Consider the following 22,980-nt stretch of genomic DNA (forward strand, 5'->3'; position numbering starts at 1 on the left):
GCTTACCCCTCACTTCAATTGCTGGTTTCCTTGCACCATTTTAGGAATAAGCAAAACGAGCATTACCATCAGTCCAATGGCTAGTAAGCCGATTATAACCATTAACTGTATTTGCCGATTCGGAGGATGTTCACTTTTGTCTTTAAGCCGAAGATCCTCTGGTTTCTTATCCGAAAAAAGATTCATTTGTTCGGCTTTCTCAGCAATGGTATGTTGAGCGTTTATCTCTCCAACGAATAACTGATTTAATATTTCTTCATTAGAATTAGACGTTGGAAGTTCAAACGTTAATTCCTTTTGCTGTTCCGGAATGGATTGCTTATTTTCATATAGTGCCTTTTCATGTAAATACTCTGTATTTTCCTTGAACTCTTTTTTTTCATACTCATTCGGTGTTAGTGTTTCAAGATCAGGTGCAGCTGCCTCTGTCACATTTGCGTTTATAAAGAGACTCATAGGAAGCAACAAAGCAAACATCATCCTTCGATTAAGCTTCATATGACTCTTCCTCTTCGATACTTCTTGCTCGTTTATTCTTCCAGATTTGTATAGCTAACGGAATAACGGTCAGAACGACAATGATGCCCATTAACACAGTAACAGCTGGAATAAATAACGATTCAGGTTCATATTGAATCGACATATATACTTTTGACATTGGATCTTCATAATCAATATTTGGTGCTATTAAAGCAAGTAATGGACTAACAAAGAACACCACTAGCGCCACACTCACCAGCCACCCTAATAAGTTTCCAAGCGTAAAGCTAACAAGAACGATAGTAGAAACAGCAGTAAGAAGAAGAACTGTCATAATCGTCCATTCAATTGCTCGCACTTCTTCTAATGGATAGATATTTAAGCCATATATGCTAATAATTAAACCAACAATTAAATTTAGCAGCGCAAACACAGCCACTTGGACAAGTTTAGGTGCCCCTTTGAAATAATGACTGAAATATCCAATTAATAAACTAGCAATTAACACAATGACCAGGATGATAACAGGCGGTATATTCTTTTCTTCCTTCTTCAACGTGCTATCTCCGCTAATTTGAAGCGGTTGGGCTAAATGATCATAAACCGGCCCATTCTTTTGGCCATCTACATACGCATTTCCTAAAACATTAAAAATATCATCTCGGAACATTTTGGTTGTATCCACATTTGCTGCCCATTTATTATTAAGCGTATTGGCATCTTGTTGTACATTCTCAACCTTTGATTGCAGGTCATCTGTATACGTAACAATTTGATCTTGGCTGTCTCCAAGAGAATTCACTAAATCATGAATCATAGCCATTTCTTGCGCAAGACCCTTCTGATGAGTAACGACGGACTGTCCATCCACTTCTTCTGTTGAAGCCGGAGCATCAGCAGAAATGAATTGAACATGATTCATTACTTGTTTGGAGCTGTCTTCAAGTGAAGTTAAATCTTCCATAATAGTAGAATGTTGTTCTTCAACCTCTTCACTGTATCCTGCTAAAAACGTATTCAATTGCTCTTGTAAAGTCGTTATTTGTCCTGTTGCTGATGGCATATCTGTAGAAAGCTCATTCCACATAGTTTGTTCTTGCTCGTTTATCCCAAGAATTGGACTGATTCTTTCCTGTACAGCTTGAAGATTTTCATTACTTGCATTCAAGCTATCTTGTAACAATGTTTCTAATTGAACAAGTCCAGCATAATAATTCAAAATAGCATTTGAAGATCCACCTTCAATCTCTTTGGAAAATACAGTGGATAACACATCCTTTTTCTCCTGAGTTAAAACAGGAGAAGCAAGAACCGCTTGCTCTTTCTTCTTAATCTCCTCAATCAATTCATCCATTTGGTCAACTTGAGAATTAGCATTATCTAATAAATCTTTAATTTTTGCATTTAGTTCATCCACAATTGGCTGTAATGGATTTTCCTCAGTGTCCATCGCAGCAAGCTGTTGTTCCACTTTAGACATTCGCTCTGCCAACAGCGGTATACTGTTAATCGTAGCAGTTACCTGCTCTGGTTGCGGTTCAGCAATCGCTTCTAAGTTCGTCTTTATATCATTCAGCTCTTTAGCAATCGACTGTAATTCTTCTCGTTCTTTTTGCGTGTTAACAGTTCCCGCCGGTGATTGTTCAGTCGGAGTTTGAGCAGTATCCACCGCTCCCTGATCATCTGGTTGTTGAGATCCGTTCGTTAATTCCGATTTTAAAGTCTGAAGCTTGTTCACTGCCTGATTCAGAGATTCTATCTCTCGTTCTCTAAAGTAAGCAATCAACTCTTCCTTTTGACGATTCACTTGATCTAATCGAATCGCAGACAGATTATTCATCTTTTCATTATTTTCTTCTAACTGTTTCCCCATCTCTTCTAGTTCAAGGGACAGCTGTCCGCCTTGTTGATTAAAAGAATTAATAGAATCCGTCAAGGTCGGAATCTGATTGGAAGCAAATGCCTCAATTGTTCCAAGGCTTTCCTCTTGCAATTGCTGCAATATTTGCTGCTGAGCTTCCTGATATTCTTTATATTTTTCTACAAATTCAACAAATGCTGTTAAGTTCTGCTCAAATTGATTAATATTATCGATTCTGTCCGGAGCTGCTTTATCTAGTGACTTCGTTGCTGTTTGAATACTTTCGAGCATGTTTTTTTGCTGCTCGATCTCACCAGCCAGACTTTTCGAACTTGGACTATAAAATGCTAACATCGCCTTTTGGAAGTCAATTTCTTTCTGTACAATCTCATCAAAATGACCTCGAACACCTTCTAGATCTTGTGAAATGTACATCCAATACAACGTAGATATTTTTCCATTAACACGATTAGTTGCACGCTCCATTTCACGCAAAACTTTCTCACGGTTCACGACATTTAATTGTTCTTGAACATCATACTCAAATTTGGCTTTATCTGGTTGTTTATCTTCGTACGTCATAATATTACTCGAAAAATCGGAAGGAATATAAACGACTGCATCGTACTTTGTGTTTTTAAGACCATTGACCGCAGCGCTTCGGCTCATTGCCACCCATTGATAATTGGAATCCTCTTCAAGAATGGTCATAATTTGCGTCCCAAAATCTATCGCTTTATTTTCCTTCTCTGCCTTTATATCTTCATTTACTACGGCGATTGTACGCGTTGCGTTTTCCCTAACTTGGAAAGGGTGATCACCAATAGAACCAAAGAAGACTGCCGGGGTGGCAAGAATAAGAATTATAACTAAAATCATTTTCATCATATATCTTGTTTTACTTATCATAAATAAACCCTCGTTTCAGTAGAGCATAATGGAATTTGTAGTTTCGTCTCCTTGCCATTAATGACATAATAGCCATACCCCGGATAGATTTCCTCTTCTTTTCGCTCATACGATAAGGTAAATAACGTTTGTTCTGATTTTTTCATTAATACAACAGCTTGACGAATCTGCTTAATTTCAACGGTTAATGAATCATACCCTTTTGTTAAGTCATTATTACTTCCAGAAACAAATACGTGGAAACCAAGGTGGCTGTAATTTTTCATAAGCTTTGAAATTCGATCCTGCAACAGGCTGTCAATAGATTGAGAGAATCGTGAATACCCATCAATAACGAGTACAATTGGTGAATATTCCGTTCTTACAGGACCTTGTTGAATGTTTGCGAGATAATCCTGTTCTCTTCCCGCTAACAGATGTTCAATATGACTCAACCAACCTGTAATTTGCTCTTTCGTTTCTAAATACGTGACAGCTTGCTCTGATGAATAACTCGATAATCCTCGATCGAATGAATCAAATATTCCTACTGATTCTGTTCCCCGATCGATTAAAGAATTTACTAATACCTTTAGAACGTTGGTCTTCCCTTTTTGCGCTGGACCAAGAACGATACAATGTTTATTTTTCGCAAAATCGATATAAACCGGTTGAACGGACTCTTCCTCAAGACCAATAGGGAATTTGCCAATCATCTGAGCTTTCTCTATATATGATGTAAAGTTCAACATCGTTAATTCAGATGGCAGCATTGGAACCGGTTTAGGCCCATTAAAGCCTTCATATTTTGCTTTCAACAACTGAACATCTTGTTTGATTGATTCCAGTACTTCATAATCATCCTTACCTTCCGTTGGCAAAAATACTTGTGAAAAATAGGACTCATCTTTCCTAATAATCGCTCTGCCTGGAATCGGTTCAGGTGTGAAAGGAATTCTCCCTAATATAGAGTAAGATTCACCGCTGTCCATTAAGTAATGAACAATTTTCGTCTTCAAATTATTCATAAGAGGTTGACGAACTGCATTAATCCTTGTAGCCGTAAAAATCATATAAATCCCTAACGACTGACCATCCCTTGCAAATTGTGTAATTTGTGCTTCAAGTTCCTGCATTTCTTCTTTTATCAAATCAAAATTATCAATAGCAATAAAAAGAAGCGGTAGTTTCTCATCACTTAATTGATTAAACATTTTAATACTGTTTACTTCCTGCTGTTGGAATAGTTGCTTTCTTTGTGCGATTTCACCCTTTAATAGATTCATAAACTTCTCAATCTTTCGCCCCTCATCCATTAAGAAAAAGTCGGCTGTATGTGGAAGCTGCTTTAATGGAAGAAGAGTACCATTTCCAAAATCAAACAAGTAATAATACATTTCTTCAGGACTAAATCTTTCCGCCATACTAAGTAAAAGAGTAATGACCGTATAGGACTTCCCGTATCCTGAAGAGCCAAAAATCCCTATATTCCCATCATCAAGCACATCATAATGAAAGGCGGTTTGACTTTGCTTCTCAGGTTCATCTACTAAGGCGAAACTAATTTCATTTCTATTAGATGCTCGATAAGATTTTCTAGATATCCAATGAGCAAGAGGCGGCAGCCATGGACTTGGCAGTTTCTCAATCCCCATTTCAGCTTGTATGCCCTCTATTTTTTCTACAATTGCTTCTATTTCGGTTTTTTTGTTTGTTTTCTTTCTATCATGGGTCGTAACATTCGATAATGGAATTAAACCAAGATCCGTTACGAGAGCAATTTCATCTTCCGATTGGGAAGTATCTTCGAGATACGGTGAACCGCTCCATGCTGACTGGAATAGCTCATACACTTCATTATTGCCTACTTGTAAATAACCTCTTCCTGTCTCAGTAATCGTTGCAGCATCGCCGTTTTTAAGAATTTCTCTACTGTCGTTGGCATCCTGCACTTTCAAGGCCACTTTAAACCGTGCGTTACTCCAAATTTGTTCATCAATGACTCCACCAGGCTTTTGTGTGGCTAGAATTAAATGCACGCCTAAACTTCTCCCGATTCGAGCGGCGCTGACAAGCTCCCTAATAAAGTCAGGCTCTTCACTTTTTAACTCTGCAAATTCATCGGATATAAGAAATAAATGTGGTAATGGATTTTTTGATCTACCTTGTTTATACAAATCCGTATAATCATCAATATGATTCACCTGATATTCATCAAACAAACGTTGTCTCTTCTTTAATTCACTTTTAATAGAAGCAAGTGCTCGTTCACTGAAGTTTTTACTTCCTTCAATATTCGTAATCGTTCCAAGTAGATGCGGCATGTTTTTAAAAGGCTGCGCCATTCCGCCGCCTTTATAGTCGATAAGCAAAAAGGCAACTTCATGTGGATGAAAATGAACAGCTAATGACAAGATATACGTTTGTAAAAACTCACTTTTCCCCGATCCTGTCGTTCCAGCAAGAAGTCCATGCGGCCCGTGTGCTTTTTCATGCAAGTTCAATTCCACGACATCTTTTTTTCCCTTTAAACCGATCGGAGCAGCTAGAGACTTGGCTGATTCATTCGTCAGCCAGTTTTGCTTAATTGGTAATTGAGCTACATCTTGCATATGCATCATTTGTAAAAAAGAAACACTGTTAGGAATAGAATTCGTCACTCCTACTTGGTGATTCAATGTTTTAAGTAGACGAGCGAATTTTTCATTGCCTTTTTGTTGATGAGCATCGAGTCTAAATGGAATGGACACGGCTTTTTTATCTTGGATTAAAATATCTCCCTCTTCATCATTGATATATCTGACGAGAGTATGAATATGCTCTGTTAAACTTTCTTTTGCCTCTGCAGCAAATATGACGGATAGTCCAAGGGATGGATGTTCTCCTTCCAAATACTCTAGGATGACATGATCCGTTATTAATTGCTGATTGGCAATAATAAACACGAGATGGGGGGAAAATTTTGTTTTCTCTTTATCCTCCTGAGAATCACGTTCTCGCAGCATTTCGTAGATGGATGAAAGCAATTGATCCCGGGTTTTCTCATTATATATAAGCCCTTTTGCATGAACATGAGGCAATTGAAAATGAGGAAGCCATTTCATCCATTCCCAATCGCTATATTCTTCTTCATCAAAAATAAAGACCATCCGTACATCATGATAACTATGAAAAAAAGCGAGCTGTCCAATAATCTGATGAAGCTCATTTTTCACAACATTTTCTTTACCAATTAAACCGATTGCCCCTTTTGATAAATCGGCAACAATCGGAAGATTTTCGATTTCCCGATACACTTTCTCCATTTGCTGAGATTGTTCTAATAGATCATCCATCTCTCGATTTGCCATATCTCCAGAATTAATCGAGATTTGATAGCTTGCCGGCACTGTCCCTTTTCCAAGTCTAAATTGGAGAAGGTCATAGCTATCTAATGAACGTTCCCACAAGCGATCCGACAGTTGCTCTGTTAAGTACTTCATTTTTTCGAATGATGGAAAATGAAAATGCAGTACCTCTTTTTGCTTTTCCGATAGTTCTAATAACTCATTTCTTTTATTCTCTAAATAATGAGTATAAATTCGGTGTCTCCGTTCTTTCCGCTTTTTTTGATTTCCTTTATCTTTAAAAAATTGAACAGTTGATGTGACAAGCGTAGTCATGAACATAACCATCGAAATAATAATAAAGATCCCTCTAGGTTGGATAAGTGCAACGATCCCCATAACAATTAACATAATGAGTGGAGGCATAATAATAAGCCATAGGCCTCTATTGGAATCTTCGGACTCTTGAACTGGAAAGGATAAAGAAACCTTTTCTTTCGGAAGTTCATACACCATCCTTGGTGTTCGTCGATACATCGGGTATTTCTTGCTCATAACAGATTGTGGCTGTTGTATGATCGGAAGCTCGGTCTCATAATCTCCTATACTCTTTATCTCTAACACATCATCTTCAAGAAGCTGAAAGGTCATAAAAGGACACAATAGCAAGTCTCCCACTTTCACTTCTGTCTTCTGCGGAATCCTCTTTCCATTCAAATAGAGATTGGACATCTCAGGCTCAATAACCCAGCCATTTCCCACCTTAAATAGAGTAAAGGAGTTCTTTGTTTGCTCTATAGGAAAAGAATTTGAATGAAAGATTTCTGCCTTATTGTCAAATGATGAATATGTAATTTCAGACTGATAGCCTAAATAATAGGTTTTTACCGTTTCATCGGATAGCGTTAGAAAAATAGTTAATAGATGATCTTGTTCTTTTAATTGAAAGGAATGATTTTCATTTGCCCTGCCAATCACGCTCCCTTTTCTCCATACAGAGAACCCTGATTCCTCTACTTCGATGGTAATTGGCCCCTCTGTAAATGGATAGTGTCTTAATGTAATCATTTGTTTGGCGTCTGGACCAACAGTTAAGGAATGCTGTTGACCTTTGCTCAAGGGCACCCTCTGGTAATATTGGCCATAAAACAACCAGAGATTACTCATGCTATCATCTCCTGTAATATCTACCTAATTTGAATTTGATTCAGATGACTCCGTATTCTTTGTTTGCGATTCTTTTGATTCTTTAGGTTTTTGAGAACTTTTCTCTTGTTGAATCTGCTCAGCCTTCACTTTGGCTTCAGCTTCTTTTTTCGCCTTTTCTTCAGCTTCCCTTTTTTCTTGTTCTTCTTCCCATTCTCGTTCATATTCATCTAATTCAGACTGAATCTCTTTCAGCTTCTGTTGTTTTTCTTCTGCCTTTAACTCATCATCGGCCTTTACTTCCTTTTTATATTGATATAGCCCATATATAATGACGGATATATCCTCTAGAGAATAGGCAATATCAAGAGCTTCCTTCGCATTACCTCTTCCAATTTGAATCCAATAATCATAATATTGTGGATCAGTTTGTAATGTAATAACCTGTTGCAAAGTATCCTTTTGGTGATCCTTTAACTCTAAATCCTTACTAATCATGATATATGACTGTGCTAATTGATATTGAACAACATTTGGCATATCTTCAACCTCGTAGTCCAACAAAGAATTAATTACTTCACTATATTGGTTCTTCAAGAAAGCTTCCTGACTATTAATGAATGCTGACTGTTTTGGTTGAGCGAGTACGAGGGTATACAAACTAAATAGAAGCGCAGGAACCAACGCAATAAGAAGACCGAGAGCTGTGTAACGGGTCACATTCCACTTTTTCTTTGTAACCGTGATTTCCTCCTTTGCCCTCTGCTCTAAGACGGTCAAATGCTCTCGAATCCTTTCTTGGAGTTCATTTATATTACTGGCAGCCAGTATTTTGGCTGCAATAGGGGAAAGTTCGAGCGTTTGATATAAATATAAATATTGAAAAAAACTATACTTTTTATCGACTATTTCCGCCACCGTTGCTCTTAATTCCTGTAATAGTCTTTCTTCATCCTGTTCATAAGGCGGCAAGCTCTCCTTTACCCCATAGTGAAGAAAATATGGGGTTAAACTTTCATCAACTACAATATTTTCCGGACATACAATAACATGTAATCGATTCAAGGAATGATTTTCGACCTTTTTAATAAGCTGCGAAGCAAAAATCCATCGGCTCTTCTCATCTTTCCTTTTTAATTGAGTAAAAGGTAGATAGCCTGAGGGTGTTTCAACACTAAGTTTTAATTCAGCCTCCGTTAATGTTATTTCCTTCTTGATGGAAGAATCACTATACTTAAGCATTTCCATTTCTAGTGCATCATCTAACCTGATTTTTTCTCTTTGGAAAATGATCTGAACCGTATTTTTTTCTTTTTTTATGACCGCTTCAAGCTGCTTTTCGAGATAAGATTGTTTCTTTTCTGACATGTTTGGATACTCCCTTATATAATTTCAAGACGGTCTCCTGTAGTAATTCCGCGATCTATTAACCTTTCTGTTCCTGAAAGGACAAGGCGTTTGTTCGGTATCCGCACCCAATAACCTTCTCTAGGCGATTCAGAAATAGATTTGGCTTGCCAAACAATATCGATTACTTTTTTTACAGAGTGATAATCCGATAGACGTAAATCAAAAACTTCACTGGTATAATGCTTTAAGTCTATCGTTATTTCAATATACATTTTTTCACCTCAAAACGAAAAAGCGCCTTCCTCCAATAGAATGGGCGCTCTTCCTTTACTTCATAGACTTCAGATGAAGTTAACCACGAATTTGACTTGCAATTTGATTGTCAGCATCTGCAAGAGCTTTCCCCGTATTGCTAAGCTGAACAGCGATATCTTCAAGCAACTGCTGCATTTGAATAAATGAAGGTCGTAATGCCTCGTATTGCTCGCTAAATGCTCTACTAGCTTCCCCTTCCCAAGCTCCTTCTAATTCTTTAATCATTGAATTTAAACGGACAATTTGTTCCCCTACTTGACTGCTCTCACTATTGTAGCGGGCAGACATGCTTTCTAACTCTGCTGGCGTTACACGAATAATTCCTGACATATACATCTCTCCTCTTCTTTGATAATACGTTAATTGTAAGAAACATTATTCTGCACGGTCAATAACAGATTAGTTAATAAAGGAATAACAGTTATAATTACCCAAGGCATTAATAGTTATATTAGATTAGTAATTTTATCGCAATAGGAATTTACGCTTAATTTTAGTTGATATTCCCTAAAAATCTATATAAATCCAATTTGATTTTTGGACATCCTCGCATTCCATCTAGTTGGCGGAACGATTTTTGGCTCCTATGCGTGCAAAGACTACGTTCTCACACGCGCAGAGGCATAGAAAGAGCATATTTTGAAATAAAAAGGGCCATACTTCCTTTTTGAAGTATGACACCCTTTAAAAATAATCGACTTAATAACTTGTTAAAAATACTTTTCCTTTGGTTTCTTTAGAAGATTCAGCAACATCGATAGCCTTTTTTACATTCGACAAGTCATACTTAGAATCTACCATCATCAAACGTAATTTTTTATCATTTATTAGATTTATCAAGCGGTTAAAGGTTTCCTGCCATTTATCTGCTGAGACATTCTTATTCCAATTCCGTAAATGAAACATATTAGCATGCACTTTTGCTTTACTTATAATTTCTGCCCAGTTTACTTGTACCCCTGATAACAGACCGATAGTTAAAAAATTACCATTAGGGTGCACACAAAAAGCCAAATCGTTCCCAAATGACCCTCCAACGGAATCAATAGCAGCATCTGCACCAATTCCATTTGTTAATTCCATAACTGTTTCATAGAGTGGAACTTTAGAAGTATCTATGACATAAGAAGCACCTAGATGAAGTAAATCTTCTGTATATTTATTATTCCTAGTAACTGCAATCAATCGAAAACCTAAAACCTTCGATAATTGAGCAAAAATATGCCCAATAGAAGAACCACACGCGTTAACCAATAAAACATCATTCGGTCGTAATTTTAAAATTTCCGTACAAGTTACCCAAGCTGTAACTGGATTGATATACATCTGTGCTGCCGTAAAATCATCAATAGAATCAGGTATAGGAACTGCAAATTCTGCTGATGTCTTAACAAACTCTTGCCAAGTGCCTTCCCCACGTAAAGGTAAAACACGCTTACCAATAAGGTTTTTAGAAACTAAAGGACCTACATCTTCTACAATCCCCACTCCTTCATAACCAGGAATATTCGGTAAAGAAATCCGCTGAGCATATGCCCCTCTGATCGGTATTAAGTCAGAAGGATTTATAGGTCGGGCTAACATTCGAACAAGGACTTGATGATCTTTTGGTGGTTCTATACTTTTATCTTCAACTTTTAATACATTTTGAGGACTACCAAATTCGTAGAATTTAATACATTTCGCATCCAAAACTATAAGTCTCCTTCATATAAATCAGATTTATCCCACACTTAACGGGCAGTAAGACCCCCACCTCAAGCTTATGAGAAAACAAAGAAGATAGGTGGGGGACAACTGCCCGTAAAGGTCCGATTGGTTCAACTAACCATCAGTGGGGATGAAGGAAAACCCCCACTGATGGAAGTTTCACTTTATTTAATTATATCACCTTCAACTAAACGGCATATGTTTAAATACATTCTCTTTCTATTTTCACACAAATATTCAATCTCAATTGAGAGGATTGTTCAATTATACAAGGACCCTTTAGAACAAACAAAAGAGTCTAAGATGATTCATCTTAGACTCTTTTGTTTGTTTCTTATTAAGCACGTGAATTATACGTACCTTCAACTGTATTAATGATTAAATCGTCTCCTTCATTAATGAAGAAAGGAACTTGAACAGAAAGACCTGTTTCAAGAACAGCTGTTTTTGTACCGCCAGAAGATGTATCTCCTTTAATGCCTGGTTCTGTTTCTGCTACTTTTAGAACAACTGTTTTCGGAAGTTCAACACCTAACGTTTCGCTGTTGAATGTCATGATGTGTACTTCCATGTTTTCTTTTAAGAACTTTAATTCGCGCTCGATGCTTGATGCTGGCAGCTCGATTTGCTCATAAGATTCATTATCCATGAATACATGGCTGTCACCGCTCGCATATAAATATTGCATTTTACGGTTTTCGATACGTGCTTTCGCTACTTTTTCACCTGCACGGAATGTTTTTTCTTGAATTGAGCCATTACGTAGGTTACGAAGTTTAGAACGTACAAACGCAGCCCCTTTACCTGGTTTTACGTGTTGGAAATCGATAACTTGCCAAATACCGTTATCTACTTCAATTGTTAAGCCTGTACGAAAATCATTTACAGAAATCATTTGTTGTCCTCCTACATGTACATGTTTAAAGAATAATTAACTCTTTTGTCGAATGGGTCAGTGCTTCATTGCTATCTATCGTAATCATCGTATCATCTTCAATCCGAACACCGCCAACGCCAGGTAAGTAAATCCCTGGTTCAACCGTGACAATCATTCCTGACTGCAAAATAGTATCTGATTTCATCGATAAAGCTGGACCTTCATGAACCTCAAGACCAATTCCATGCCCAGTTGAATGGCCAAAATATTCACCATACCCTTTTTCTACAATGAAATTTCGAGTTAATGCATCTGCTTCTTTGCCAGTCATACCTGGCTTAATGCCAGACATTCCACGAAGTTGCGCTTCTAAAACAATGTCATAAATTTTTATAAGTTCTTCACTCGGCTCACCGACTGCTATTGTTCGAGTAATATCAGACACATATCCATTATAATATGCCCCATAGTCTAATGTAACAAAGTCGCCTTTTTCAATAATTTTATCTGTAGCTACACCATGCGGCAACGCTGAACGGACCCCAGATGCAACAATTGTATCGAAAGAAGACGAAGTAGCTCCTTCTTTTCTCATAAAGAACTCCAACTCATTCGAAACATCAAGCTCGGTAATACCCGGACGAATAAAGTCCAAAATATGTGTAAATGCTCGATCTGCAACGCCAGCCGCTTCCTTTAATATCTTAATCTCTGACGGTGTCTTAATCAAGCGTAAATTCTCAATAATGCCTGAGATAGGGACAAGTTTAGCACTAACTGCGTTTTCATAAGTTTTATAAGCTGAAAAAGTAACATACTCTTGCTCAAAACCAAGCTTTTCAATTTTCATTTCTTTTACTTGCTTAGCTACTTCTTCAATAAGTGTTCCTTTATGCTGAATGATATTATACCCTTGTGCTTGTTTGCCCGCTTGTTCTACATAACGAAAATCTGTAATGAACTTTGCTTCTTTTAAGGAAACTAAGACAACACCTGCACTTCCTGTAAAACCAGTCATATATCGGCGATTATAAGAACTTGTAATGAGTAAACCATCCACATTGACTTTTTCCATAGCCTCACGTAAACGAGTTAGTTTTTCCATTTAGCTTCTCCCCTTTGCAATGTTTACAATTGCCTGCATTGCTAAGTTATATCCTTGTACGCCAAGGCCAACAATTTGCCCGGCTGTAACGGGTGCCGTAACGGATTGATGTCTAAAACTCTCTCTAGCATGGATATTAGAAATATGTACTTCAATGACAGGAACATCGATACCAGCAATCGCATCTCGAATCGCATAGCTGTAATGCGTATAGGCTCCTGGATTGATAATAATTCCATTGATCCCTTCGTCCTCAGCCCAGTGCAATTTATCAATAATTGCGCCTTCATAATTGGACTGATAACAACTTAATTCCACTTGCAAAGCTTCTGCTTGCTTTTGTAAGCCTTCCTCTACATCACGCAGTGTCGCACTTCCATAATGAGCTGGCTCACGCTTTCCTAAGCGATTTAAATTTGGTCCATTTATTAATAGAATTCTTGTCATGTTCCACACCTGCTTTTTTGAAATACCGAGCAGTATCATTTTACCATACTTATTTCAGGTGTTCCTCCATTTTTTAGCTGCCTGGTTGAGGCTCCGTTTCTTCAATTTGTTCCGTTTGTTCATGCATATACTCTTGATAATCAAAAGAAATAGAATAACCGATAAAGACACCATATAGAGCAAAAATACAAATACTTGTAACAATAGAGTCTGAAGACATTTTTGCAACAGACGGTAAATCATTAAATATTGGTCCAAAGACAAAAAGAAGAATAACCCACCAAAGAATACCAAATAGTATATAGGCAATCGTATTCTTCATTTTCTTAAACAACGCATAGTATATAAAAGCAATGATAATGGATATAATCCCAAACAAAAGAATGGTCACTAATGAACCTTGCCATGCTTTCACCCAATCTCGATTCGACCACGATGTTAAAATAAAGTTCGGGCTAAACTCCATAAAGTGAAAATAATGGGACACAATCCCAAGAAAGCTTGCCAACATACCGCCAACCAATCCGATAATCCACACATTCGTTATAAGCGTACCTTTACTATAATATCGATTTTTGTTATTTGACATACAAAAACACCTCCACTACGTAGTATGTCCTCGATTTTTTTGAAATATTTTCTTTTTTTATGTCGAACGCATGAGTTATACTAGAGGTTTTTCACTTTTTTCGGTATGATGGAAATATAAAACTCATATTAGCAATCACGAGCAAACAACGTGAAATTACTGTTAGGTTGGTGTAGAAATGTCTGAGGTTCAAAAACCTGTTTATGGAGGGCAAGCAGTCGTAGAGGGTGTTATGTTTGGAGGTAAACATCATACTGTAACCGCTGTTCGCCGCACAGATTCAACAATTGCGTACTATCATCTACCACGCAAATCAACACCTATGATGAATACTTTAAAGAAAGTACCTTTTGTACGCGGAATTATTGCCCTTATTCAAGCAAGTTCAACGGGCTCTAAACATCTAAATTTTTCCACTGAGCAATTGGAAAATGATGAAACACCGAAAAAAACAAAAGAGCCTTCCAAACTAAGCTTATGGCTAGGGGTCGCGGTTATCGGTGTGCTGTCCTTCTTATTTGGAAAATTATTATTTACGCTCATTCCAGTCTTTCTGGCTGAACTGACAAGACCGATTTTCCAAAGCGATGTCGCACAAATTATTATAGAAAGCGTCTTCAAACTTATATTGTTACTCAGTTATATTTATATTGTCTCTATGACCCCTATGATCAAGCGAGTCTTCCAATATCATGGTGCTGAACACAAAGTCATCAATTGCTTTGAAGCAGGCAAGGAATTAACTATCGCTAATGTTCAAGCAAGTTCTCGTCTCCATTATCGCTGTGGCAGTAGCTTTATCTTATTCACTGTTATCGTTGGAATGTTTGTCTATTTACTCGTACCAACCGATCCACTATGGGTAAGAGTTGTCAACCGAATTCTACTCATTCCAGTTGTACTTGGAGTAGCCTTTGAAGTATTGCAAATTACGAATAAAGTAAGAGACATTCCTTTCCTTCGTTTCCTAGGTTATCCTGGATTATGGCTTCAACTGTTAACAACAAAAGAACCAACCGATGATCAAGTAGAAGTCGCTCTCGCCTCATTCAATGAATTATTACGCTTAGAGAGAGAGACCGAACAAGGGTTAGAATCAAACAACCTTGTCTAGAATAAATACATTTAATAATTTATTCTAAAATTTGTAAAAAACAGTGTTTAAAACAAGCTATATTAGCTTATGATGCTCATATGGAGGTGTCTTTGTTGAATCGTATAGTATCCTATGTCATTTATGGTATCATTGCCCTTGGTGCACTCGGTTTAATTAGTCAGCTTACAACAAACACGATTGGGTTTTTAAAACAAATTGCCATGCTAGCCGTCTTTGCAGGGATTTTTTATCTCATTTTTCGATTAATACAAGGAAAAGCCAATCCAAAAGAGCAACGTGCTTTTAGAAAAGCTGTGCGACAATCTAAAAAACGAACGAAAGAACGCACAATCAAGCCGAAACAAAATAATGTAGCAAACATGTCCTCTGCTAAATCATTATATAAACTTAAAGCTCGTAAGAAATCGGATGTACAATTAACCGTTATTGAAGGCAAAAAAAATAAGAAAAAAAATCGGGCTTCCTTTTAACAGCCCGATTTTTTCTTTTCTTCAATAGCTCCACTTTTTCAAAAATTGAGTTGTATACACTCGACCTCTTTGAATCAGCTCATCTTTCTTTTCCTCATTCAATTTAAAATCTAAACCAGAGATCCCCTTCATTGGAATAAAGGCAATATTGTTTACATGTTTTTTAGAAATATAACGAGAATCATGAGCATTTGTCATCGTTTTGAACAAAGCTGTAAACATCTCGATTGGATCATCTACCTCATGGGCTTTCCCCACTTCATCACCTGTTAGCTTCAAACCGACAACCGGTCTTTCCCTTGTTCCACGATCTGTGTTAAATAACCACATCGGGAAATTACTAAGAACACCACCATCGACAAATACATTCGTTTGATTCCCCGTTTTAATTTTTACAGGTTCAAAGAAATAAGGTACGCTACAACTCATTCGCACCGCTTTTGCAACCGAAAAGGATTGTGATTCAATCCCGTAATGACTTAAATCATTGGGTAGGACGACTAAACGACCATTCGTAATATCTGAAGTGATAATTCGTAAAGAGTTTGGTGGAATGTCTTGAAAAGTGACTACTCCTTTCATCTTAAGTTGCTCCGCAACCCAAGCTTCTAACGCATCTCCCTTATATAAACCTAACTTCCAATAAAGAAGTAACCATTTAGCAAAGGGAAGTTGTGACCAACCGCGCCGACGATCCAACAAATCATCGGTATCTATTTTTCGAAAGAGTTCTTCAATTTGTTTACTTGAATAGCCAGCAACTACTAACGCTGCTATAATTGACCCTGCACTCGTTCCAGCTGTTCTTTGAAACGTATATCCTCTCTCTTCTAAAACTTGCAGTCCACCAACTAGACCAAATCCTTTAATACCTCCTCCAGAAAAAACCCCATCAATAATCATAATTGCCCTCCCCTAGATGCTCTCTACATTTTTAATCTAGGGGGAGAAAAATTATGACAGTTTAATATGAGAACAACCAGGTCATAAACGTTTCAACTAAGCTCACTCATAGGGGGCTGAAACCTTTGTTTTTCCTTTGGATGTGTTAAACAAGATTGTTAATAAAACGATTGAGGGCCCCTGCTCGTGTGAGACTGCGTTGTCACACGAGCAGGAGGCTTTCTTCTATAAGAATGAACTATGTAAAACAGGACCGTAATAAAAAATCAGCTGATTCAATGAATATTTTTATTAATAAATCTCCCATGATCCGGAATAGCAATACGGTCAAACTCACGTACAAGCATTTGCAAACTATCTGTTAATAGTTCACCAATCATCGGCAAACCATGACCTGTTATAGCTACAGATGGTCTTAAAGCCTCTAATTTCTTTACAGATTCCCATGCTGCTGCCCAATCCGGCGTAAAATATCTAGGAGGACCACTGATTTCTTGCTCCTGTGCTAGTACTTTATAAAGAAACTCCTGTCTTACTGTAACGAACGCATCGCCGACAATTAAAGCCTTATCTTCCTCTCTAAAAAAAGATACGTGACCGGGGGTGTGCCCTGGTGTATGAATCCAACGGAACCCAGCCATATAAGGAATACTTCCATCAGCAGGAAGCGCTTCTACTTGATTCCCCAAATTAATCGGCTCATTAGGAAACATCGGTGACATTTTAGCAATCATCCCACCTTCTACAGTCGGATCCGGTTTAGGATAACTCATCTTTCCCGTTAGAAAAGGTAATTCTAATTCATGAGCATATACAGGAATGTCCCAATGCTTGACCAACTCAATAATAGCCCCTACATGATCAAAATGACCATGTGTTAGAACAATAGCTTTAGGCCGGCTATTCTCTCCAAAACGTTCCTCAACCATCTCAATAATTTTATCAGCCGATTCAGGCATCCCCGCATCTACTAATACAAATTCTTTAGTATTAGGATGACCAACTAAAATAACATTGACGATTTGCACTGTATAACAAAACAAATCCGGAAACACCTCTATACCAATGCCACTACCTATTGACGTTGCAGGAATATATTTATAATCACTTCCATATGAAAGATTGTTCTCCATGAAAAGACTCCTTGCTATTTTAAATTGAAAATCAAGGATAGTTTTTCACCATATATTCTATTTATGCAAGAGGCTAATATTGCATCTTCAGTGCTTTCTGAGCATTTTGAACATCATTATGAATGATAATATTCACTAGAACGTATATCCCTCATCCTAATAAATTCACCAAAACATTTATGAAAATATTTTCTTTCCAATCCCCCTCACTATATCTGCATAAAAAACGCTCTAGCGTCTCAAACTACTAACACTTACTTTTTATGGAGGGAAATTATAATGAGTGAAAAATGCTTTTATTGCACAAGTGATATTCAAGAAAATGGAATTCATCATGTAACGTTCCATGTTACAAACGAACATAGAGATGAAACACTATGCGATGAATGTTATCAAGAGTGGCTTCAAGGAATAAAAGAGTAAATTATTTTATGAAAACTAAAGAGTTTTCTTAAAGAGTAAACTGTTTTGGTTTACTCTTTTTTCAATCATAAAAAGGAATCTTAATTGACTTAGGAGGTGCTGCCGATTATGAAAGCTGTAACATATCAGGGTAAGCAGTCTATCGCTGTAAAGGAAGTGGAGGATCCTAAAATTGTTGACTCTCAAGATGTGATTGTCAAAATCACCTCGACCGCTATTTGCGGCTCAGATTTGCACCTGTACCAAGGAAACTTTCCACTCCCTATCGGTTATGTCATTGGTCATGAACCAATGGGAATTGTAGAAGAAGTGGGACCAGACGTAACAAAAGTAAAAAAAGGAGACCGTGTTGTCATTCCATTTACTGTTGCCTGCGGGACTTGCCCGTATTGTGACCAACATTTAGAAAGTCAATGTGACAATGCAAACCCTCACTATGACTCCGGTGGTTATTTTGGATACTCCGAAAAATTTGGAAATTATCCAGGAGGACAAGCTGAATATCTTCGAGTTCCATTCGGAAATTACACACCTTTTCTCATCCCTGAAGAATGTGAACTAGAGGACGAACAGCTTTTATTTTTATCAGATGTTTTGCCGACCGCATATTGGAGTGTTGAACATGCTGGTGTCAAAAAAGGAGATACCGTTATCGTATTAGGGTGTGGACCAGTTGGCTTAATGGCCCAACAATTTGCTTGGCAAAAAGGAGCCGAACGCGTCATTGCAGTTGATTATTTCGACTATCGACTAAACCATTCAAAAAAAATGAATCGAACCGAGATTTTCGATTTTACACAATATGATGATATGGGCGAAACCTTAAAAGAATTAACCAAAGGAGGAGCCGATGTTGTTATTGATTGTGTCGGTATGGATGGAAAAAAATCACCGCTTGAATATGTCGAACAAAAATTAAAGCTGCAAGGAGGAACGCTTGGACCTATACAAATCGCCACAAAAGCTGTAAAAAAATGCGGGACTGTTCAACTTACAGGGGTTTATGGCGGATTATATAATATGTTTCCATTAGGGCCATTCTTCACTCGAAATATTACATTAAAAATGGGCCAAGCTCATGCTCGCAGCTATATGCCAACCCTATACGAACAAATTGTAAAAGGGAAAATTGATCCGACTGCTATTATTACGCATAAGCTTCCACTAGAGGAAGCCGCACATGGTTATACAATCTTTAACAATAAACAAGAGGATTGTATAAAAGTCATTTTAAAGCCTTAGGTTAGGTATTAATACATGAAAAAGCCGATTAAAGAAATGTCTCTCTAATCGGCTTTTGGAGCTTTAAAATAAAGTTTAATCAAAAGCACCTCACAAACCGGTATTTTGCGATAAATAAAAAGAATCCATTTTGAAAAAAGATTGATCAAAATGGATTCTTATCTAGTAGATTTAAATCTTATTTTTATAAAAAAGTTTGATTATTTCTGTGATCCTTACTCCGTTATAGCGCCCTTTAATGGAATAACTGAAACGGACCTTATTCTATAAACCACCTGATTCTTCTTCAACTATCGCACCCTTTTCTGAAATAAGAAAATTATCATAATTACAACTATCAGTCCAAAAGAGGTGAGTACCCTTTGTGACATAATCTACCTTACTAGAAATAAAGGGCAGCGACCTCTTAAAGAGCTGTACGAACCTTGGGTATTACAGGGGATAGTCTCCACACTCTTGGGTTACATTAATCTTTGAAGAAAGTAATTAACAATCAATGGAAGGAAAAGATAATGGAGAAAGGCAAAATCTCATCTCTACAGATGGCCATCATGATGTTTCCTACGATTGTGGCTACCGCTATTCTTGGGGTTCCAAGCATTACGGCGAAATATGCCAAAAATGATTTATGGCTGTCACCCATTTTGGCGTCTCTTATCGGATATGTGACGGTGTATATTGCTTATAAACTGCACAAATTGTATCCGAAACAAACGGTTATCCAATTCAGTGAACACATCATGGGTCGGTACGCAGGAAAAATTATTAGTATTTTATTCTTGTTTTTTTATATCCAGGGCACAGGACTTATTATAAGACAGTACGCAGATTTTGTTGTTAACTCTTTTCTAGTCACTACTCCGATTAGCGTGATCATGGTATCGATGGTATTCCTCTGTGCCTTAGTGGTACACGGAGGTTTAGAAGTATTGGGGAGGGTTGCTCAATTATTTTCACCTGTTTTTATAGTTCCACTCCTCCTCTTAATTATTTTAGCATTCCCTGATTTTGAATTTAAGAACATATTCCCGATATTGGGAAATGGGATGTTGCCTCTAATCAAGGGTGCGATTGTGCCTGGTGGTTGGTTCACAGAATTTTTTCTGATTACTTTTCTCCTGCCTTTTTTAGCGGATCAGAAAAAAGGAATGAAATACGGAATGATAAGTGTTTTTGCCGTGATGATGTTGTTAATTGTAGTCAATCTTATCGTTCTTTTTGTACTCGGATCAGCGACTGCCTCTAGGTCTTATCCCTTATTTAACATATCTCGATACATCAGTATCGCCGACTTTTTTGAACATTTAGAGTCCGTCGTCATGGCTATTTGGGTAGCAGGGGCGTTTGTCAAAATTTCTGTATTTTATTATGCAGCAGCTTTAGGTACCGCACAGTGGCTGAATCTTTCGGACTACCGACCCATTGTATGGCCGTTAGGGATCCTGATTGTAGCATTCGGCTTTTGGTCAATTCCTAATACAATGGGATTGCAACATTTTCTTGTCGGGTCCTTTCCTCTATACGCACTATTGATACAAACGATTGTCCCTTTGTTTTTATTAGTGATTGCTGTTGTTAGGAAAAGAAAACGTAAAAGAACCGAAATTACCTGAACTGTTACATAGATATCCAAATTTCTTTAAAGGTGCTGTTCAACAATATGGCCCTATTCTGGAATAACTAAAATATGATTTATTTCCAAAATTTATATATCCACTAACCACTAATGGGAAAAATAATATTCTTGAGCAAGGTGTGACTCCACCATCCATGAACAAAACAACTTCACCTTGCTCTTTTTAAAAATGGGCTATTACCCAACCTTTGTTAAGACATCGACATAGAATGAACTTAAGCAGAAAATTTAGCCTTCAACCAGCTTACTTAAGGTGCCTAAAAAAAGATGCCTTTTCGCACTGAGGTCATACAAGCTCTCTTTTATTAAGTTCACGCAGATATTAAAAAAATCAACATTCCTTGTTCAATAATTGTCCCCAATTCAAACAGGACACCACCTCAAGAATGGCGTCCTCTAGTTCAACAAAACTTAAAAATTCTTAACCATTGATTTAACTTTAAACCCGATTTGTGCTTTTATTTTATATGAGATCCCTTATTTAGTTTCCTCATTTATTAGAATGAAAAAATCAGCAACACCATTTACTACATAATTTCCACTTCGAAACTCTTTTTTTATAATTTGTTTCATAAAATCCACATATTCTTTGTTATCTTGCGAGCCATATCCACCAGCACCGCCTGTATATTCCTTTCGAAGAAGCTCCCCTTTAAGAAGAGTGGTACTTAATAAAAACATAGTCGTTTTTCTTTTGAAAAAGTATTAATCTCTTATAATAAAGATTGATATTAGTAAAAACATAGGACTTATCGGTTTATATTTGTATAGCGGAATTGTAAAATAAAGGTATCGTGATAAAATGAATTAATGGAAGGAAGTGCTGGCCTTGAATCAAAAGTACGTAGGTCATACTTTGTTACAATCTGTACCGTTTGGAAATGAAATGTTAGCAAGCCGGTTAGTGATGGCCCCAATGACAAGAAACTTTTCGCCGGAAGGTGTCCCAGGGGAAAATGTTGCACAATATTACCGCAAACGTGCAGAGAATGGGATTGGACTCATCATAACTGAAGGGACAGCGATCAACCACCCAGCTGCAGTAGCGAGCGCCGATATTCCCCATTTTTATGGTGAGGACGCCTTAAATGGCTGGTCAAATGTAGTTACTGAAGTCCACCAAGCAGGTGGCAAAATCATTCCACAATTATGGCATGTAGGTGCAGCACGAAAAGCAGGCAGTGTACCAAATATTGACTCACCTCCTGTGAGTCCGTCTGGATTTACTTTAAAAGGCCGCAGAAATGATAAAATAAAGGCTTTAACGAAAAAAGAAGTCACTGAAATGATTGATGCATATGCCGAAGCTGCATCAAATGCTAAGCGCATCGGATTTGACGGAATTGAATTGCATGGAGCGCATGGATACTTAATTGATCAATTTCTTTGGGAAGTAACGAACAAGCGTAAAGATGAGTATGGTGGGGATCTAGGAGAGCGAACGAAATTTGCGGCAGATATTGTTCGTGCTTGCCGGAAAGAAGTTGGGCCTGATTTTCCGATTGTCTTTCGTTATTCACAATGGAAAGGAAGCGATTATGAAGCTAAATTAGCTAAGAACTCTAATGAGCTTGAACAATTGCTTACCCCCTTGGTTGATGCTGGCGTAGATATTTTCCATTGCTCTACAAGACGAATATGGGAACCTGAATTTAAAGATGAAGATCGATCTTTAAACTTAGCTGGCTGGACTAAACGAATTACTAAAAAACCAACGATTGCGGTTGGGTCTGTCGGAATTAACCGCGCATATCGGAGCAATCATGATAATGATAATATAACAATTGAAGACAATCTCACAATTATAGATGAAAAAATCAAAGCAGGCGAATATGACTATGTAGCAGTCGGCCGTGCACTGCTCGCTGATTCAGAATGGGCGGTAAAACTCAAAAATGGTAAACTTGATCAAATATTGCATTACACTAAGGAATCCGAGAAACACCTGTTTTAATTACATGT

General features: G+C 37.4%; 20 protein-coding genes. 6 read left to right on the forward strand and 14 right to left on the reverse strand.

Translation table 11 applies throughout. The features are described from left to right. Positions 1-9: 9 nt before the first annotated feature. The 11 genes from essA to ACE199_RS05740 all read right to left on the reverse strand — a co-directional run bounded on the left by essA (position 10) and on the right by ACE199_RS05740 (position 14,094). Positions 10-498, reverse strand: coding sequence for a type VII secretion protein EssA (gene essA / locus ACE199_RS05690; protein ID WP_375348924.1), 489 nt, complete (start codon positions 496-498; stop codon positions 10-12). Then, complete coding sequence (esaA, locus tag ACE199_RS05695; RefSeq protein ID WP_375348925.1) at positions 488-3,250, reverse strand: type VII secretion protein EsaA; 2,763 nt, start codon at positions 3,248-3,250, stop codon at positions 488-490. The genes essA and esaA overlap by 11 nt, the downstream gene beginning before the upstream one ends. Then, positions 3,247-7,722 (reverse strand): type VII secretion protein EssC, encoded by a 4,476-nt coding sequence (gene essC, locus ACE199_RS05700; protein WP_375348926.1) that lies wholly within the window; start codon positions 7,720-7,722, stop codon positions 3,247-3,249. Before essC ends, esaA begins: the two co-directional genes overlap by 4 nt. Before the next feature lie 24 nt (positions 7,723-7,746). Next, positions 7,747-9,069 (reverse strand): type VII secretion protein EssB, encoded by a 1,323-nt coding sequence (gene essB, locus ACE199_RS05705; RefSeq protein WP_375348927.1) that lies wholly within the window; start codon positions 9,067-9,069, stop codon positions 7,747-7,749. A 14-nt stretch (positions 9,070-9,083) separates the two neighbouring features. Beyond that, entirely contained in the window at positions 9,084-9,323 is a 240-nt protein-coding gene (yukD, locus tag ACE199_RS05710; RefSeq protein ID WP_375348928.1) for an ESX secretion system protein YukD, read from the reverse strand. Between the two features lie 79 nt (positions 9,324-9,402). Continuing rightward, positions 9,403-9,696, reverse strand: coding sequence for a WXG100 family type VII secretion target (locus ACE199_RS05715; RefSeq protein WP_375348929.1), 294 nt, complete (start codon positions 9,694-9,696; stop codon positions 9,403-9,405). Positions 9,697-10,065: 369 nt separating this feature from the next. Continuing rightward, positions 10,066-11,058 (reverse strand): zinc-dependent alcohol dehydrogenase family protein, encoded by a 993-nt coding sequence (locus tag ACE199_RS05720; RefSeq protein ID WP_375348930.1) that lies wholly within the window; start codon positions 11,056-11,058, stop codon positions 10,066-10,068. A gap of 355 nt (positions 11,059-11,413) precedes the next feature. Further along, positions 11,414-11,971, reverse strand: coding sequence for an elongation factor P (efp, locus tag ACE199_RS05725; protein ID WP_127761313.1), 558 nt, complete (start codon positions 11,969-11,971; stop codon positions 11,414-11,416). 25 nt (positions 11,972-11,996) lie between these two features. Then, entirely contained in the window at positions 11,997-13,058 is a 1,062-nt protein-coding gene (locus tag ACE199_RS05730) for a M24 family metallopeptidase (protein ID WP_127761314.1), read from the reverse strand. Continuing rightward, positions 13,059-13,505: a type II 3-dehydroquinate dehydratase gene (gene aroQ / locus ACE199_RS05735; protein ID WP_127761315.1), complete on the reverse strand. Its 447-nt coding sequence runs from the start codon at positions 13,503-13,505 to the stop codon at positions 13,059-13,061. Positions 13,506-13,578: 73 nt separating this feature from the next. Beyond that, positions 13,579-14,094, reverse strand: a complete 516-nt coding sequence (locus tag ACE199_RS05740) for a YqhR family membrane protein (RefSeq protein ID WP_375348931.1) — start codon at positions 14,092-14,094, stop codon at positions 13,579-13,581. A 178-nt stretch (positions 14,095-14,272) separates the two neighbouring features. Between ACE199_RS05740 and ACE199_RS05745 the strand changes: the two genes are divergently transcribed. Together ACE199_RS05745 and ACE199_RS05750 are read left to right on the forward strand one after the other, a co-directional pair. Beyond that, complete coding sequence (locus ACE199_RS05745; RefSeq protein WP_252290698.1) at positions 14,273-15,208, forward strand: DUF1385 domain-containing protein; 936 nt, start codon at positions 14,273-14,275, stop codon at positions 15,206-15,208. A 95-nt stretch (positions 15,209-15,303) separates the two neighbouring features. Further along, positions 15,304-15,681 (forward strand): SA1362 family protein, encoded by a 378-nt coding sequence (locus ACE199_RS05750; RefSeq protein WP_127761318.1) that lies wholly within the window; start codon positions 15,304-15,306, stop codon positions 15,679-15,681. Positions 15,682-15,702: 21 nt separating this feature from the next. Here the strand turns inward: ACE199_RS05750 and ACE199_RS05755 are convergent, their stop codons facing one another. Together ACE199_RS05755 and ACE199_RS05760 are read right to left on the reverse strand one after the other, a co-directional pair. After that, complete coding sequence (locus tag ACE199_RS05755; RefSeq protein WP_375348932.1) at positions 15,703-16,584, reverse strand: patatin-like phospholipase family protein; 882 nt, start codon at positions 16,582-16,584, stop codon at positions 15,703-15,705. Between the two features lie 275 nt (positions 16,585-16,859). Further along, positions 16,860-17,717: an MBL fold metallo-hydrolase gene (locus tag ACE199_RS05760; RefSeq protein ID WP_375348933.1), complete on the reverse strand. Its 858-nt coding sequence runs from the start codon at positions 17,715-17,717 to the stop codon at positions 16,860-16,862. Positions 17,718-17,996: 279 nt separating this feature from the next. Here ACE199_RS05760 and ACE199_RS05765 point away from each other — a divergent pair, with 279 nt between their 5' ends. The 3 genes from ACE199_RS05765 to ACE199_RS05775 all read left to right on the forward strand — a co-directional run bounded on the left by ACE199_RS05765 (position 17,997) and on the right by ACE199_RS05775 (position 20,995). Next, a complete protein-coding gene (locus tag ACE199_RS05765) occupies positions 17,997-18,140 on the forward strand; it encodes a hypothetical protein (RefSeq protein ID WP_164853276.1) in 144 nt (47 codons plus the stop codon). Positions 18,141-18,248: 108 nt separating this feature from the next. Then, on the forward strand, positions 18,249-19,382 hold the full coding sequence (locus ACE199_RS05770; RefSeq protein WP_375348934.1) for a zinc-dependent alcohol dehydrogenase: 1,134 nt from the start codon (positions 18,249-18,251) through the stop codon (positions 19,380-19,382). A 512-nt stretch (positions 19,383-19,894) separates the two neighbouring features. Further along, positions 19,895-20,995 (forward strand): GerAB/ArcD/ProY family transporter, encoded by a 1,101-nt coding sequence (locus ACE199_RS05775; protein WP_375348935.1) that lies wholly within the window; start codon positions 19,895-19,897, stop codon positions 20,993-20,995. A gap of 500 nt (positions 20,996-21,495) precedes the next feature. Here ACE199_RS05775 and ACE199_RS05780 read toward each other — a convergent pair whose 3' ends face one another. Next, positions 21,496-21,699, reverse strand: coding sequence for a hypothetical protein (locus ACE199_RS05780; protein WP_252290719.1), 204 nt, complete (start codon positions 21,697-21,699; stop codon positions 21,496-21,498). Positions 21,700-21,847: 148 nt separating this feature from the next. On the opposite strand from ACE199_RS05780, the gene ACE199_RS05785 reads away from it, so the two are divergent. Beyond that, a complete protein-coding gene (locus ACE199_RS05785) occupies positions 21,848-22,972 on the forward strand; it encodes an NADH:flavin oxidoreductase (RefSeq protein ID WP_375348936.1) in 1,125 nt (374 codons plus the stop codon). Positions 22,973-22,980 lie beyond the last annotated feature (8 nt).

Origin of the sequence: Peribacillus sp. Hz7, assembly GCF_042136355.1 — a bacterium.
GTDB classification, from domain to species: Bacteria; Bacillota; Bacilli; order Bacillales; family DSM-1321; genus Peribacillus; species Peribacillus asahii_A.

Bases quoted from the DNA above. Each gene is read 5' to 3' on its own strand.
- essA (WP_375348924.1), bottom strand. From the start codon at position 498: ATGAAGCTTAATCGAAGGATGATGTTTGCTTTGTTGCTTCCTATGAGT.
- esaA (WP_375348925.1), bottom strand. From the start codon at position 3,250: ATGATAAGTAAAACAAGATATATGATGAAAATGATTTTAGTTATAATT.
- essC (WP_375348926.1), bottom strand. From the start codon at position 7,722: ATGAGTAATCTCTGGTTGTTTTATGGCCAATATTACCAGAGGGTGCCC.
- essB (WP_375348927.1), bottom strand. From the start codon at position 9,069: ATGTCAGAAAAGAAACAATCTTATCTCGAAAAGCAGCTTGAAGCGGTC.
- yukD (WP_375348928.1), bottom strand. From the start codon at position 9,323: ATGTATATTGAAATAACGATAGACTTAAAGCATTATACCAGTGAAGTT.
- ACE199_RS05715 (WP_375348929.1), bottom strand. From the start codon at position 9,696: ATGTCAGGAATTATTCGTGTAACGCCAGCAGAGTTAGAAAGCATGTCT.
- efp (WP_127761313.1), bottom strand. From the start codon at position 11,971: ATGATTTCTGTAAATGATTTTCGTACAGGCTTAACAATTGAAGTAGAT.
- ACE199_RS05730 (WP_127761314.1), bottom strand. From the start codon at position 13,058: ATGGAAAAACTAACTCGTTTACGTGAGGCTATGGAAAAAGTCAATGTG.
- aroQ (WP_127761315.1), bottom strand. From the start codon at position 13,505: ATGACAAGAATTCTATTAATAAATGGACCAAATTTAAATCGCTTAGGA.
- ACE199_RS05740 (WP_375348931.1), bottom strand. From the start codon at position 14,094: ATGTCAAATAACAAAAATCGATATTATAGTAAAGGTACGCTTATAACG.
- ACE199_RS05745 (WP_252290698.1), top strand. From the start codon at position 14,273: ATGTCTGAGGTTCAAAAACCTGTTTATGGAGGGCAAGCAGTCGTAGAG.
- ACE199_RS05755 (WP_375348932.1), bottom strand. From the start codon at position 16,584: ATGATTATTGATGGGGTTTTTTCTGGAGGAGGTATTAAAGGATTTGGT.
- ACE199_RS05760 (WP_375348933.1), bottom strand. From the start codon at position 17,717: ATGGAGAACAATCTTTCATATGGAAGTGATTATAAATATATTCCTGCA.
- ACE199_RS05765 (WP_164853276.1), top strand. From the start codon at position 17,997: ATGAGTGAAAAATGCTTTTATTGCACAAGTGATATTCAAGAAAATGGA.
- ACE199_RS05770 (WP_375348934.1), top strand. From the start codon at position 18,249: ATGAAAGCTGTAACATATCAGGGTAAGCAGTCTATCGCTGTAAAGGAA.
- ACE199_RS05775 (WP_375348935.1), top strand. From the start codon at position 19,895: ATGGAGAAAGGCAAAATCTCATCTCTACAGATGGCCATCATGATGTTT.
- ACE199_RS05780 (WP_252290719.1), bottom strand. From the start codon at position 21,699: ATGTTTTTATTAAGTACCACTCTTCTTAAAGGGGAGCTTCTTCGAAAG.